This window comes from Planococcus soli, assembly GCF_016881065.1.
Taxonomy (GTDB): domain Bacteria; phylum Bacillota; class Bacilli; order Bacillales_A; family Planococcaceae; genus Planococcus; species Planococcus soli.
Window position 1 is genome coordinate 748,598 of the sequence record NZ_WXYN01000051.1, and the last position, 13,802, is coordinate 762,399.

General features: G+C 45.7%; 12 protein-coding genes. 11 read left to right on the forward strand and 1 reads right to left on the reverse strand.

Going from position 1 to position 13,802, the window contains the following annotated elements:
- Positions 1 to 12 precede the first annotated feature (12 nt).
- The 7 genes from msrA (at position 13) to yoyC (ending at position 5,295) form a co-directional block, all read left to right on the forward strand.
- Complete coding sequence (gene msrA, locus GJB59_RS18510; RefSeq protein ID WP_142826342.1) at positions 13 to 543, forward strand: peptide-methionine (S)-S-oxide reductase MsrA; 531 nt, start codon at positions 13 to 15, stop codon at positions 541 to 543.
- The gene (msrB, locus tag GJB59_RS18515; RefSeq protein ID WP_142826341.1) at positions 540 to 965 is read left to right on the forward strand and encodes a peptide-methionine (R)-S-oxide reductase MsrB; all 426 of its coding nucleotides are present in this window, start codon (positions 540 to 542) and stop codon (positions 963 to 965) included. The genes msrA and msrB overlap by 4 nt, the downstream gene beginning before the upstream one ends.
- A gap of 58 nt (positions 966 to 1,023) precedes the next feature.
- Positions 1,024 to 1,239 carry a YozE family protein gene (locus GJB59_RS18520; RefSeq protein WP_142826340.1) on the forward strand — a complete coding sequence of 72 codons (216 nt, stop codon included), beginning with the start codon at positions 1,024 to 1,026 and terminating at the stop codon, positions 1,237 to 1,239.
- Positions 1,240 to 1,309: 70 nt separating this feature from the next.
- The gene (gene deoD / locus GJB59_RS18525; RefSeq protein WP_142826339.1) at positions 1,310 to 2,014 is read left to right on the forward strand and encodes a purine-nucleoside phosphorylase; all 705 of its coding nucleotides are present in this window, start codon (positions 1,310 to 1,312) and stop codon (positions 2,012 to 2,014) included.
- A gap of 591 nt (positions 2,015 to 2,605) precedes the next feature.
- Positions 2,606 to 4,123 (forward strand): lmo1851 family serine protease, encoded by a 1,518-nt coding sequence (locus GJB59_RS18530; RefSeq protein WP_142826338.1) that lies wholly within the window; start codon positions 2,606 to 2,608, stop codon positions 4,121 to 4,123.
- Between the two features lie 54 nt (positions 4,124 to 4,177).
- The gene (locus tag GJB59_RS18535; RefSeq protein WP_142826337.1) at positions 4,178 to 5,059 is read left to right on the forward strand and encodes a CobW family GTP-binding protein; all 882 of its coding nucleotides are present in this window, start codon (positions 4,178 to 4,180) and stop codon (positions 5,057 to 5,059) included.
- Positions 5,056 to 5,295, forward strand: a complete 240-nt coding sequence (yoyC, locus tag GJB59_RS18540) for a protein YoyC (protein WP_142826336.1) — start codon at positions 5,056 to 5,058, stop codon at positions 5,293 to 5,295. Before GJB59_RS18535 ends, yoyC begins: the two co-directional genes overlap by 4 nt.
- A gap of 87 nt (positions 5,296 to 5,382) precedes the next feature.
- Here yoyC and GJB59_RS18545 read toward each other — a convergent pair whose 3' ends face one another.
- Positions 5,383 to 6,747: an MATE family efflux transporter gene (locus tag GJB59_RS18545; protein WP_142826335.1), complete on the reverse strand. Its 1,365-nt coding sequence runs from the start codon at positions 6,745 to 6,747 to the stop codon at positions 5,383 to 5,385.
- A 263-nt stretch (positions 6,748 to 7,010) separates the two neighbouring features.
- Between GJB59_RS18545 and murG the strand changes: the two genes are divergently transcribed.
- The 4 genes from murG (at position 7,011) to GJB59_RS18565 (ending at position 13,801) form a co-directional block, all read left to right on the forward strand.
- Positions 7,011 to 8,087 (forward strand): undecaprenyldiphospho-muramoylpentapeptide beta-N-acetylglucosaminyltransferase, encoded by a 1,077-nt coding sequence (murG, locus tag GJB59_RS18550; RefSeq protein WP_142826334.1) that lies wholly within the window; start codon positions 7,011 to 7,013, stop codon positions 8,085 to 8,087.
- A 29-nt stretch (positions 8,088 to 8,116) separates the two neighbouring features.
- Entirely contained in the window at positions 8,117 to 9,070 is a 954-nt protein-coding gene (dapF, locus tag GJB59_RS18555) for a diaminopimelate epimerase (RefSeq protein WP_142826333.1), read from the forward strand.
- 18 nt (positions 9,071 to 9,088) lie between these two features.
- Entirely contained in the window at positions 9,089 to 10,735 is a 1,647-nt protein-coding gene (locus tag GJB59_RS18560; RefSeq protein WP_142826332.1) for a sensor domain-containing diguanylate cyclase, read from the forward strand.
- Between the two features lie 249 nt (positions 10,736 to 10,984).
- Positions 10,985 to 13,801, forward strand: coding sequence for a 2-oxoglutarate dehydrogenase E1 component (locus GJB59_RS18565; protein ID WP_142826331.1), 2,817 nt, complete (start codon positions 10,985 to 10,987; stop codon positions 13,799 to 13,801).
- The last annotated feature ends 1 nt before the right edge of the window (position 13,802 follow it).

Here is a 13,802-nt window from a genome sequence, read left to right on the forward strand (position 1 = left end):
CGGAGTGAGCTTATGAAGACGGAAAAAGCGACATTTGCAGGAGGCTGTTTTTGGTGCATGGTCAAGCCTTTTGATTCATTGGACGGCATTGAGGAAGTAGTAAGCGGCTATACAGGCGGAGATCTGCCAAATCCGACCTATGAACAGGTTTGTTCAAACGCAACGGGCCATGTCGAAGCGGTTCAAATTACGTTCCAGCCCGACATTTTTCCATACGAAAAACTGTTGGATGTATTCTGGACACAAATCGATCCGACAGATGCAGGAGGACAATTTTTTGACCGCGGGGAATCATACCAGACGGCTATCTTCTATCATTCAGAAGAGCAGCGTCTTGCTGCAGAAAAGTCCAAACAGGAACTGGACAATTCAGGCAGATTTAAAAATCCTGTAGCAACACCGATTATTGAAGCCAAACCATTTTATTTGGCAGAATCTCATCATCAAGATTACTATAAGAAAAACCCTGCCCATTACAACCGATATTCGGTCGGCTCTGGGCGGACGGCTTTTATTGAAAAGAACTGGGGTGGACAATCATGAAAGAAGAATTAAAAGCAAAGCTAACGCCGATGCAATATCATGTGACCCAGGAAAGCGGCACTGAACCGCCGTTTCAGGGAGAATACGACCAACACTTTGAAGAAGGCATCTATGTGGACATCGTTTCCGGCAAACCGTTGTTCAGTTCCAAAGATAAATTTGATGCGCATTGCGGTTGGCCTAGTTTTGCAAAGCCGATCGAAGGCTCAGAAGTAAAAGAGAACCTGGACACGAGCCACGGCATGAGAAGAACGGAAGTCCGCTCTGAGACAGCCGATTCGCATCTAGGGCACTTGTTCCCGGACGGCCCATCTTCTCTTGGCGGCTTGCGCTACTGCATCAATTCTGCAGCGCTCCGTTTTGTTCCCAAAGAGCAGTTGGACGCAGAAGGCTTATCCGAATACAAAAAACTGTTTGAATAGAAGGTTGCCCGGACAACTGTCCGGGTTTTTTTGGCCTGAAATCTGGAAGGAGCCCTTCATGGACCGATCATTTTATCAATTTGCATTAAAATATCGAGGGAAAATGGATGCTGATGATTTTTCCCACTTTGCGGATTCGATGTTTCTGGACCATTCATTTCCCAAATCGTCATCAGACTTTGATCAGCTTTCAAAATATGTCGAAGAAAAGGCACACCCGGTCATGAAAGCTTCTGTCTTTGATGAAATGTGGGAGGAATACGCCGGCGAATAATGCTGGTCATTGCACTATAAGTAAAAAAACAGTATGATTGATTCGACTATAATAAAGTGAGGTTTTTTAGATGAGTGTTCATATCAATGCAAAAAAAGGCGATATCGCCGAAACAATTTTACTGCCTGGAGATCCGCTTCGCGCAAAATACATAGCGGAAACTTTTTTGGAAGACGTAACGTTATATAACGAAGTCCGCAATATGTTCGGTTATACCGGCACATATAAAGGGAAACGCATCTCTGTTCAAGGAACAGGAATGGGTGTACCGTCGATTTCTATTTACGTAACGGAGTTAATGCAGGAATATGATGTTAAAAAACTAATCCGTGTGGGTACTTGCGGCTCAATTCATAAAGACGTCAAAGTTCGCGATGTCATTTTGGCACAAAGTGCGTCTACTGACTCTAAAATGAATGAAATCATATTTAAAGGGGTCAACTATGCACCGACCGCCGATTTTGATTTGTTGTTGAAAGCATACAACGCGGGCCTAGAAAAAGGTCTGAGCTTACGTGTCGGAAATGTCTTTACTGAAGATGTTTTCTACAACGAATTTGCTGAACACGAAAAATGGGCACAGTACGGTGTACTTGCTCTTGAAATGGAGTCTTCTGCGCTTTATACACTGGCAGCGAAATTCGGCCGTCAAGCCCTATCTATCCTAACTGTCAGCGATCATTTATTGACAGGCGAAGTGACAACTGCAGAAGAACGACAAACAACATTCAACGACATGATTGTCGTAGCTCTGGAAGCAGCAATTCAAGAGTAGAAAGAAAAGCGCAAGCGCCCGTGTAGATTTGACGGGCATAAGACGCGCTGGCGAAGCGGCATGTTTTCAGCCGCACAGCCAGAGTGGCTTATGACCCTAGAATCTGGGCGCTGGAGTCTGGACAAAGAGAAAAGCGCAAGCAGCCGTATAGCCCAGAAAAGCGCTGGAAGCCTTACCGGTAATGGCGGTCTTTGCCATTGTTGGTAAGGGTGAAGCGACTCGAGGGGCTGGCTGCTGGAGTCTGGACAAAGAGAAAAGCGCAAGCGCCCGTATAGATTCGACGGGCATAAGACAGACCGGCAATGCGGCATTTTTTGCCGCGCAGCCGGGATGGCTTATGACCCCGAGAATCTGGGCGCTGAAGTCTGGACATTGAAGAAAAGCGCAAGCAGCCGTATAGCCCCGACAAGCGCTGGAAGCCTTACCGATAATGGCGGTCTTTGCCATTGCTGGTAAGGGTGAAGCGACTCGAGGGGCTGGCTGCTGAAGTCTGGACAAGAAAGAAAAGCGCAAGCAAAAAAAGACTGTCTCGACAGTCTTTTTCTTTTCATATTCTCCGGTTCTAGAGCAACTATGAAAGTGGTGAAACAGATGGATGATAAACGTCCGGGGGAAGAACACGAACAGATTCCGCCAGTAGAAGAGTCGCCGTCGCACACTATTAAAATGAAAACATTCTCTTTTATCATGCTTGTCTTTCTTTTAATAATAGCTACGGCAGGTTTAACGGTTTTTGCATTGACTTTTGGCGACGACAAAGCGGTCGAAGTTAATTCGCCGGAACGTCGTGAATTCGAAAAGCTTTACTCAGCTTACGATCAAATTCAAGACCAGTATTTCGAAGAAGTAGACAGAGATGTATTGGTTAACGGTGCCATTAACGGCATGGTTGATTCGCTGGAAGATCCTTATTCTGATTACCTGAATGAAGATGAGGCATCCCAATTTTTGGAAGGGATATCATCCAGTTTTCAAGGGATTGGCGCCGAAGTGCAGGAGCGCGGGGGCTATGTAACGGTGGTTTCGCCAATCAGAAATTCACCAGCTGAAAAAGCGGGTGTTCAGCCGAACGATCAAATACTGGCAGTTGATGGAGAAAGCATCCAGGGCTTTACAACCACTGAAGCGGTAATGCTGATTCGCGGTGAAAAAGGCACAGAAGTGACATTGACAATTCAGCGCGGTGAAAATACGGAGCCGCTTGATATTACCATTGTCCGTGATGAAATACCGATCGAGACCGTTTATGCGGAAATGATTGGGGATAATGTAGCGCATATTCAAGTAACAAGCTTTTCTGAAAATACTTATCAGGAGCTGCTTGATGCTATAGAAACTATGGAAGCTGAAGGAATGGAAGCGGTCGTTATGGACGTTCGCCAAAACCCGGGCGGCTTGCTGGATGTGGCACTTGACATATCCAATCTGTTTATCGAAGATGGAAAACCTTTGTTTGAAGTCCAGGCAAAAGGTGCTGAACCTGAAGTTTACATGTCTTCGCCAGGTACGAAAATTGAAGTGCCTGTTACCCTGCTGATTGATGGCGGAAGCGCCTCGGCATCCGAAATATTGGCCGGAGCGATGAACGAGTCGGCAGAGATCCAATTAGTTGGAGAAAAAACTTTCGGCAAAGGTACTGTTCAGACTGCCAATGACCTTGAAGATGGGTCTAATCTGAAGTTTACAACGGCTAAATGGCTTACGCCTGACGGCAATTGGATTCACGAAAAAGGAATCGAACCGGATGTTGAAGTTGCTTATCCGGAATATGCGTCTCTGCCGGTTTTGGATACATCATTGGAACTGCAAGATGGCGTCATTTCCGACCAAGTAGAAACTGCAGAGCAAATGCTCGAGGCACTTGGCTACGAAGTTGGCGATGTAGATGGCGTATTTGAAGAGCAAATGACAGAAGCTGTGGAAACTTTCCAGGAAGAAAATGAACTGGAAGTGACCGGCATCTTGACTGGAGACAGTACATTTGCGGTAATGGACGCATTGCGACAGAAAATTGAAGATGAAGATCCGCAATTGCTGGAAGCTAAAAATCTGTTGATGGAAGAAGCGGGAATCACAGCTTCGGAAGAAGCAGAAGAAACTGAAGAGTAATTTTTAAGGTCCGCTTATGCGGGCCTTTTCTTAAGGGGAAGAAAGGATGAGAAGATGAAAGATGTATATTTGTTCAGCGGATTTTTGGGGAGTGGAAAAACAACGCTGTTAAAGGGCATGATCAGCCAAATGAAAGGCCAAGGCTTAAAGCCGGCAGTTTTCATGAACGAACTAGGCAAAATGAACATGGATTCCGATTCAGTAGAGGACGGAGTGCCGTTGAAGGAAATTCTTGATGGCTGCATCTGCTGCACAGGATCAGAAAAATCAGAAGCGCAGATCCAGACCTTGCTGGCTGAAGAAGATTTTGATGTTTTGTTGATTGAAACAACGGGAGCGGCGCATCCGGTTGAAGCATTGGACGCCATCTTTTCTCCTTTATTTGCTGACCAGCTAAACTTCAAAGGCATAGTGACAGTCGCCGACAGCAAGCGCTGGATGGACCGCAACAACTTGTCTCCGCAGATTCGTTCCCTGTTTTTGGAGCAGATCCGCCATGCTGACCTGATCTTGGCCAATAAGATGGATTTATTGACGGACGGCGAACAAGGGACAGTGATCTATGAAATTCAGTCGCTGAATCCGACAGCGCAGATCATCCAAACTGTCCATGCAAAAGTGCCGTTTTCGGCATTGGAAAAACTGACACCTTCGCCGGCTGGAGACATTGCTGAAGCCCATGTTTCAAAATTAAATTTAAATGCGAAAGTGCTGCAGTTTGAAGCACCGATCCAACGGGAAAAATTTGAAGAATGGCTTCGCGCATTGCCGGATTCTGTATATCGCATCAAGGGTTACGTGCCGCTTGAAGGTGACAAGTATCCCCATGCTTTCCAGTTTGCATATGGAATGGCGCAATGGCTTCCGGAGTATATGAAAATGCAAAACCAAATTGTCGTGATCGGTGAAGGGTTGGAAGGAGTCGAACTGCCGTGATTGAATCTTACCGGAAACTTTGGTCGCAGCGTGCAGCTGCAGAAAAGATCGCTACCCAGCAGGATCTCGAAAAATACATCCTGATTGAATTGAACGATGAATTGACGCATCCGCGTGTCCGCAAATCCAAAGAACAAAAATTGGAATTGGCACTGCTGCGAATCCAAGGGTCGGATTTGTCGGAATCAGAAAAGAGTGGCCTGAGTGCGTTATATAAGAATCTTGCCGCCAAGTAACGCTAGAGATGAATGAAAAACACCATAAATAAAACCAGGAAAGAAAAAATCACTGATTTTTTCTTTCCTGGTTTTTTATTTTATAGCTCAATCTTGAGCTGGCGAATGAGCAGAAATTCTTTTTTGGATCACCAGCAGGCGGATGGACAAAGTAATCGCGCCGGCTGTTAAGCCAACAATCAAGCCGATCCAGTAACCGAAGGCACCAAAGTCGGTGAAGTTGGCAAGCAGGTAGCCAGAGGGCAGGCCGATGACCCAGTAGGAAACGAGTGCCATGACAAAGGTGATGTTGACATCTTTGTAACCGCGAAGCGCTCCTTGTACAGGCGCCTGAATGGCATCCGACAGTTGGAACAGTGCAGCAAACAGCAGGAACTGAACGGCCAGCTCGACCACGATGGGATCCGAAGAATACAGCGCAGCAATTTCACTGCGCATGAAGAACAAAATGCAGGCTGACAGAGAGCTTAACGTGACGGCAGTGCCGACACTCATCCAGCTGTATTGTTTAGCGTCCTGGAAGCGCTTGGCGCCAATCTCATAGCCAACCAGTATCGTGGCGCCCATGGAGATGCTGAGCGGCAGCATATAAAGCAGGGAAGCGAAATTCAAGGCGATTTGATGGGCCGCAATGGTGACTGTACCATAAACTGCCAGCATAAAAGTGACCGCCGAGAAAATGCTCGTCTCTACAAAGATTGAAATGCCGATCGGCACACCAATCCGGCTGATTTCGCCCCAGCTCTTCAGAGAAAACTTCGGCCAGTTGCGGAAGATGCCGTAAGACTGGAATGGGTTTCTCGTATGGATAATCCATATTGCGATGAGCAGAATCAGCCAGTAGGTGATGGCCGAAGCAAGTCCTGCGCCAACGCCTCCAAGTTCCGGGAATCCGAACTTCCCGAAAATCAGCAGATAGTTGAAGAAAATATTGATCGGCGTGGACAGGAGTGAAATGACCATCGTGACGCGGGTAGCTCCGAGTGCATCGATATAAGAGCGCAGTGCGTTATAAACAAACAAAGGGATCAATCCGATCGACATCGCAAAGATATAGCGGCCGGCGACATCAGCAACCACTGGATCGAGATCCATGAACGCTAGCAGATAATCGATGCCGAAATAGAAGAAAGCAAAGACGATTGCAGCCAGCAGGACAGCCAAATAAATCCCTTGCTGGACGGCTTGTTTTACTTGTTCTTTTTTCTTAGCCCCCATCAATTGTGCTACAATTGGGGTAATGGACATGAGAATTCCGGCAAGACCGATATAGACGGGAACCCAAAAGGATGATCCGATCGACACGCCGGCCAGATCCTCTGTTCCGTAGCGGGCGGTCATGTAAATATCGAAAAATGTCACCATATACATCGCGACTTGCGTAACGAGAATCGGAAAAACAATTTTCATTAACAGCAGCAGTTTTTCTTTTTTTGTAGTTGTCTGGTACATGCTTCTTTCCTCCCGCAATCTATCTGAGTTGAAATTAAAAATGTTTCACTTATATCGTGGCAAGCAATCCGATTGTCCCTTTCAACTCTAGCCACAAGCCAAACGGAGCTGCATAATGCCAGCTGCTGAAAAATATGCAACAACATCGATAGTTCAGGTTATGCGATTACAATTTAACACATAAAATCCAGTATAGCATAGAAAGTCTTGCTCTAAAGCAATTGCTGCTATGCCAAATTAATAGATGAGAGTAGGACATGAAAATGGACAACAAAACAATTTTATTGACCGGGGGCGGTACCGCAGGACACGTCTCCCTGAATCAGGCATTAATACCGGAACTGAAGAATTTAGGCTTCCATGTGGAATACATCGGATCCAAAGAAGGAATTGAAAACGAATTGATCCGGGACTCGTTTCCATCAATTCCTTATCATCCAATTTCCAGCGGCAAATTGAGACGTTATTTTTCCACCAAGAATTTTTCGGATCCATTTCGTGTAGGGGCTGGACTGACCCAGGCGCTCAACATTATTCGCAAAACCAAACCCGCAGCGATTTTCTCAAAAGGCGGATTCGTATCCGTACCGGTTGTCATGGCTGGGCGGATGATGTCAGTACCGGTCATCATCCATGAATCGGATGTAACACCTGGACTTGCCAACAAATTGGCATTGCCGTTTGCCGACCATATTTTTACGGTCTTTAAAGAAACTTTGGCGCATGTGCCAAGCACCAAATCAACGTGTACGGGATCTGTGATCCGCAGTGAGCTGATGGAAGGCTCCGCAGAAAAAGGCCAGGAAATCTGTCCTTTCGGCAACGAACTGCCGGTCTTGATGGTAATGGGCGGAAGCCAAGGATCGGCTATGATCAATTCAGCTGTCCGCAACAACCTGGAAAGGCTGTTAAAGCAGTTCAACATCATCCACTTATGCGGCAAAGGGAATAGCATGCCGGAACTGGATGTCCATGTGAATTACCGCCAGTTTGAATATGTTACACATGAGCTTCCGCATTTGCTGCACATGACCGACTTTGTCGTATCGCGGGCAGGTTCCAATTCGATCTTTGAATTTCTGGCACTGAAAAAGCCGATGCTGCTGGTTCCGCTATCTATGCAAAAAAGCCGGGGCGACCAAATATTGAATGCCAAATTATTTGAAAAACAAGGCTTTGCCCATGTTGTGGAAGAAGAAGAGTTGTCTGCTGACCGCTTGATGGAAGAGCTGGACCGTTTGCAGGCTGACAAAGACCAATTGATTGAAACAATGACTCAAGCTGAAGCGCCGATTACCGCCGCAGAAATGGCGAAGTTGGTTTCATCATATACAAAGTAATTCCCAACTAATTTAAAGAGGTGACCGGAATGGAAATGACGTTGATAAAAGTCCATGGCTCTATGAATACTTTTTATATGTTTGAATCGGATGAACGGGAAGATTTTGCGCAGCTGGCTATTCGGCTCTCTGCGTTGGACCCGGACATTGACGGCATTTTAGTGATTTTGCCTTCAGCTGTTGCACATGCTAAAATGCGCGTTTTCAATAATGACGGATCAGAAGCATCCATGTGCGGAAACGGCCTTCGTTGTGTGGCACGCTACGTATGTGAGCGCGACCGAGTGCAGGAAGCGGTAATTGAAACCTTAAAAGCTTTACTGTGCGTGAAGAAAGAAGAGACTTTGAATGAAGGAATCGAAACCTATTCAGTGGAAATATCGCCGGTTTCTTTTTCACTCAGCAGTTTGCCGATGAAGTACGGGGACAACAGTGAATGGACTCATCAAGCTTTGCCGTTTGTCTCAGAAGAAATTCCATTTTCAGCCGTTGCTGTTCCCAATCCGCATTTAATTGGGATTGTGCCGCAAGAAATGCAGAGAGATACCAGCCACCAGCAAAAATGGGCGCAATACTTTAATGGCGAAAACGAGTATTTTTCAGACGGCGTCAACGTCAGTTACGTGACGCCTATGGAGAACGGCATATTTGTTCGGACTTATGAGCGCGGCGTCGGTTTCACCAATGCCTGCGGAACCGCAATGACAGCCTCGGCGTTGGTCAGCTGCATGGCTGGTCTGGTACCTTACGGAGATGTGGCAGTTTACAATCCTGGCGGCATGGTGAAATGTTCAGTTTCCAAACAAGGCGATGACATCCAACTTCAGCTTACAGGCAATGCAACGTATTTATCGGTTGTAAAGTTTGACTGGACCGTTAATGCGGAAGAAAGCAGCATCTTATCTTCCGAACCGCTGGAAGAACAGGTATTTTATGAAAAATTTATTGGAAACATCTCAAACATCTCAAAACAATTTGTCTAACGGAAAGCGGTGAAACAGATGCCAATCCCCTTTACACTGGAACAGCTGGACCTTCTCTATAAAAATGTAAAAGATCCCGTTTACTTTATGAAACAGAATGGCGACACGTTTGACTACGTTTATGTTAATCCCGTTTGCAGAACTATTTTTAAGAAAGAGCTAGCTGGCACCACATTGGATGACAGCATGCCACCGGACTTATCCAGGGAAATCAAAAAGCAGTATCTTATTGCCTTGAGAGCAGGAGAGAGGCACATATACCGCGACTACAGCTTATTCAGCGACCTGGACACAGCGATGGAGACTGAATTGACGCCTATTGATTTTGAAGGGCAACGCTTTGTGCTGGCAGTGACGAAAAACGTGACGGCACAGAAAAAAATAGAAGAGGATTACCTGTTCTATGAATCGCTGGTTCAAAATTCAGTAGATCCGATGATCATGATTTCGGCGGAATATATGATCATCGATTTGAATTCGGCTTACGAAAAAGCATTTGGTGTGAGAAAGGAAGATTGGGTTAACCGCTATTACAAGGATTTGCCCGATAAGCAAAAAGAACAGTTTAAGTCAGGCAAAGATTTGCTTGAGAAGTTTGTTCCAGAAACAAAAAGCTCATCAATCATTATGCAGCGCCGAAAAGAGGATGGCACGCTGGCCAAATTTTCAGCCAGTTATTCTCCCATCAACGAAAATGGCATCATCCGGGCATTCCATGTTGTATTCCGGGAGCTGACAAGCGAACTGCTGTTAAAAAATGAGCTTAAAAAGACAGAGAATATTCTGGAGAGCTACAAGGATGCGCTTAATTACGCAGCACTCGTCGCAATTTGGAGCCTGTCTGGTACGATAGAGTTTGTCAATGAAAATTTAAATAAGCTGACCGGGTATATGCCTGAAGAGTTGATCGGGATGAACGTATACGAAGTCAGTGAAGCGATTATTTCAACTGAAGAATACGAAATGATACGCACGGTTATTTTGGATGGCGTTATATGGCGCGGCCAGCTCAAAAGCCTAAAGAAAAATGGTGAAATTTTCTGGGTGGATGCGACCATAATCCCTTTGCTTGACGTAGATGGGGAAATATATCAGGTGCTGTCGATTTTGTTTGACGTGACCGAGAGAAAACAGCTGGAAGAACAGCTGCACTTTATGGCTTATCATGATAGTTTGACGACTTTGCCCAATCGCCGATTAATGGTGCAGAAATTTCAACAGATGAAAGATCATGCACAACAAAAAGGAGAGCATATTGCCTTGCTGTATATTGATGGCGATAACTTTAAATCGATCAATGACCAGTTTGGCCATGATGTCGGTGATGATTTCATCTATCATTTTGGGCAGGCAATCAAAAAGAGCCTGCGCAAAGGAGATTTGGCGGCCAGAATAGGCGGCGACGAATTTTTGGTAGCGCTTTGCGGCATTTTCCCCGAAGAAAGCCAATTTCATATCGAGAAGATTATTGACCGCATTAACGATACACTGGCCGAGGGCTGGGAAATCAATGGGCACCATTTTACACCGAGTTCATCGATAGGCATTTCTGTCTACCCCAGCCATGGCACTGATTTTGATGATCTCGTCAAAAAAGCGGATGCCGCCCTTTATTTAGCAAAAAGCAATGGAAAAGGGAAATGCTATTTGTACACTTCTCCTTGAAAGCCAGAAAAAAACAGGCTGAAGCCCAGCTCTTACATCGATGAAAGCGCTTTACAATGTCTTATGTGAATATTTTCACGGAAAGGCTTTGTTTTTTCAATCTGGAAGTAGTAAGATTGATAGGGAATTTTAAACTTTTCTTACTTAAACGCCTTCTGCTTTATGTCTAGTGGGATGCGTGATAAAATAAATGAGACATATAACAAATTAATGTGACTGCCGTCAAACAAATAGTTGGAGGTTTTTTTAATGTCTAGCAATTATTCAGATGCAAAATCCCCATGGAGTTCCATTACTGGCCCTAACCTGGGATACATAATGGAGATGTATGACCTGTATCAAGAATCACCAGAATTGCTTGATCCGGAATACGTCGAACTTTTTAAGCAATATGGCCCCCCCGCTGAAGTGGATGTTTCCACAAGCCAACAGCCTTCAGCTGCAAAAACCGTGGAATCAAATAATTTTGAAAAAGTTTTGGCTGCTGTTAATTTAGCTGAAGCGATTCGTGCTCATGGCCATCTGGCATCGGACATTTACCCTTTGAAAGATCAGCCGAAAGACACTTCCCGCGTGGAGGCGTCCACGTATGGCCTCAGCGTTCAGGACTTAAAAGAAGTTCCTGTTTCATTGCTGCTGAATAATGCACCGAGCAACATTACAAACGGCCTGCAAGCAATTGATTATTTGAAATCACTTTATACGGATAAAGTCGCCTTCGAATTTTCGCATGTAATCCAGCCGCAGGAACGAAGCTGGCTGCAGGATAAAATCGAGGCAGGCGACGTTAAACCGACACTGGACGCAGATAAGAAAAAACAGGTTCTTGATTTGTTGACACGCGTGGAAGGCTTTGAAAAATTCGTGCATCGCACATTTGTTGGACAAAAACGCTTTTCAATTGAAGGTGTCGATTCGCTGGTAGTTTTGATGGATGAACTTGTACGTTTATCCGAATCAGCCGGAACAAAAGACATCATGATCGGGATGGCGCATCGCGGTCGTTTAAATGTGCTTACACATATTTTGAACAAGCCTTATGAAATGATGTTTGCCGGTTTTGCACATGTGGGAGACAACGCGTTTCTTCCGGAAGACGGCTCGCTGCAAATCACTAAAGGCTGGTTTGGCGATGTGAAGTACCATATGGGTGCAGCTTATAAATCTGCAAATGGAACGAGTGTGAAACTCGCTTACAATCCTTCCCATCTTGAAATTGTCAGCCCGATTGTTGCGGGGCAAGCGCGTGCTGCACAGGAAGTTACCGACCAAAAAGGTCTGGCGAAAGTGGATGCGAAAAAATCCTATGCAATTCTTGTGCACGGTGATGCCGCTTTCCCTGGACAGGGAATTGTAACCGAAACCTTAAACTTCAGCCGTGTTAAAGGCTATCAGACAGGTGGGTCTATCCACATCATCGCCAATAACCTGATCGGCTTTACAACTGAACAATTTGATTCCAGATCTACACATTATTCTTCGGATCCCGCAAAAGGATTTGAAGTGCCGGTCATCCATGTCAATGCAGATGAGCCTGAAGCAGTTGTGGCTGTTGCGCGCTTGGCATTTGAATACCGTGAGAAATTCGGCAAGGATGTGCTCATTGATTTGATCGGCTACCGCCGCTACGGACATAATGAAATGGACGAGCCGCTGGTAACGAATCCGACGATGTACCATGGCATTCATCAGCATGATACCGTTCGTGAGCTTTACGGAAAGCAGTTGGCAGCGGAAAAAGTGCTGTCAGAAGAAGATGTTCAAAAGCTTGATGCAGACACACAAAAAGAAATGCAGGAAGCTTACGACACAGTGAAAGAAAACAAATCAGCCGAATTTCCGAAACTTGAAATTCCAGAAGCTGTACTGAATGGCTACCCTGAAGTGCCGACTGGCGTTGATAAGGACGTTCTGACCAAGATGAATGAAGAGTTATTGTCTTGGCCGAGTGATTTCTCAGCTTTTGGCAAATTGGCTAGAATTCTCAAGCGCCGTGAAGATCCGTTCAATGAAAAGGGCAAAATCGATTGGGCGCATGCTGAGACATTGGCATTCGGTTCGATCCTGCAAGACGGCAACCCGATCCGCCTGACTGGCCAGGATGCGCAGCGCGGAACATTTGCACATCGCCATCTTGTTTTGCATGATGACAAGAACGGCAATGAACTTGTGCCGCTGCATCACATTTCAGATGCCAAAGCGTCATTTGTGGTTTACAACAGCCCACTGAGTGAAGCATCTGTATTGGGCTTTGAATATGGCTACAATGTTGAAAATGATAAAGCACTGGTTATTTGGGAAGCGCAATACGGCGATTTCGCCAATATGGCACAAATGATCTTTGACCAGTTTATTTCTGCAGGACGTGCAAAATGGGGCCAGAAATCCGGACTCGTTATGCTGCTGCCTCATGGCTATGAAGGCCAAGGACCCGAGCATTCGAGTGCCCGCTTGGAAAGACATTTGCAGATGGCTGCCGAGAACAACTGGACCGTTGCAAACCTTTCCAGCGCAGCAAACTACTTCCACATTTTACGCCGCCAGGCCAAAATGCTTGGAGAAGAGTCAATTCGACCGTTAATCATTGTTTCACCAAAATCTTTGCTTCGCCATCCGTTGGTAGGCGCAGATGTAGCTGATTTAACTGAAGGCCATTTCCAGACTGTCATCGAACAGCCGAACATGGGCAAAGATGCGAAAAAAGTAAAACGTATTCTTTTTGCAAGCGGCAAAATGGCCATCGACTTGGCAGAGCGGGTGAAAGATGGAAAAGGCTACGAGTGGGCGCACATTGTCCGTGTGGAGCAGCTGTATCCATTCCCGGCTGAGAAGATTCAGGCAATCGTTGACCGTTATCCAAATGCCAAAGAATTGGCTTGGGTACAGGAAGAACCGAAAAACATGGGTTCATGGACATTTGCAGATCCGTACCTGCGTGAATTGGCAGACGGCAAAGAAGTGAAATATTTCGGACGCATCCAGCGCCAAAGCCCTGCAGAAGGCGATGGAGAAGCGCATAAAGTGGAACAAGCACGGATCATAGACGAAGCATTGGCTAAATTGTAAG

Excerpts from the sequence above, each read along its gene's own strand:
- msrA (WP_142826342.1), top strand. The coding sequence starts at position 13 with ATGAAGACGGAAAAAGCGACATTTGCAGGAGGCTGTTTTTGGTGCATG.
- msrB (WP_142826341.1), top strand. The coding sequence starts at position 540 with ATGAAAGAAGAATTAAAAGCAAAGCTAACGCCGATGCAATATCATGTG.
- GJB59_RS18520 (WP_142826340.1), top strand. The coding sequence starts at position 1,024 with ATGGACCGATCATTTTATCAATTTGCATTAAAATATCGAGGGAAAATG.
- deoD (WP_142826339.1), top strand. The coding sequence starts at position 1,310 with ATGAGTGTTCATATCAATGCAAAAAAAGGCGATATCGCCGAAACAATT.
- GJB59_RS18530 (WP_142826338.1), top strand. The coding sequence starts at position 2,606 with ATGGATGATAAACGTCCGGGGGAAGAACACGAACAGATTCCGCCAGTA.
- GJB59_RS18535 (WP_142826337.1), top strand. The coding sequence starts at position 4,178 with ATGAAAGATGTATATTTGTTCAGCGGATTTTTGGGGAGTGGAAAAACA.
- GJB59_RS18545 (WP_142826335.1), bottom strand. The coding sequence starts at position 6,747 with ATGTACCAGACAACTACAAAAAAAGAAAAACTGCTGCTGTTAATGAAA.
- murG (WP_142826334.1), top strand. The coding sequence starts at position 7,011 with ATGGACAACAAAACAATTTTATTGACCGGGGGCGGTACCGCAGGACAC.
- dapF (WP_142826333.1), top strand. The coding sequence starts at position 8,117 with ATGGAAATGACGTTGATAAAAGTCCATGGCTCTATGAATACTTTTTAT.
- GJB59_RS18560 (WP_142826332.1), top strand. The coding sequence starts at position 9,089 with ATGCCAATCCCCTTTACACTGGAACAGCTGGACCTTCTCTATAAAAAT.
- GJB59_RS18565 (WP_142826331.1), top strand. The coding sequence starts at position 10,985 with ATGTCTAGCAATTATTCAGATGCAAAATCCCCATGGAGTTCCATTACT.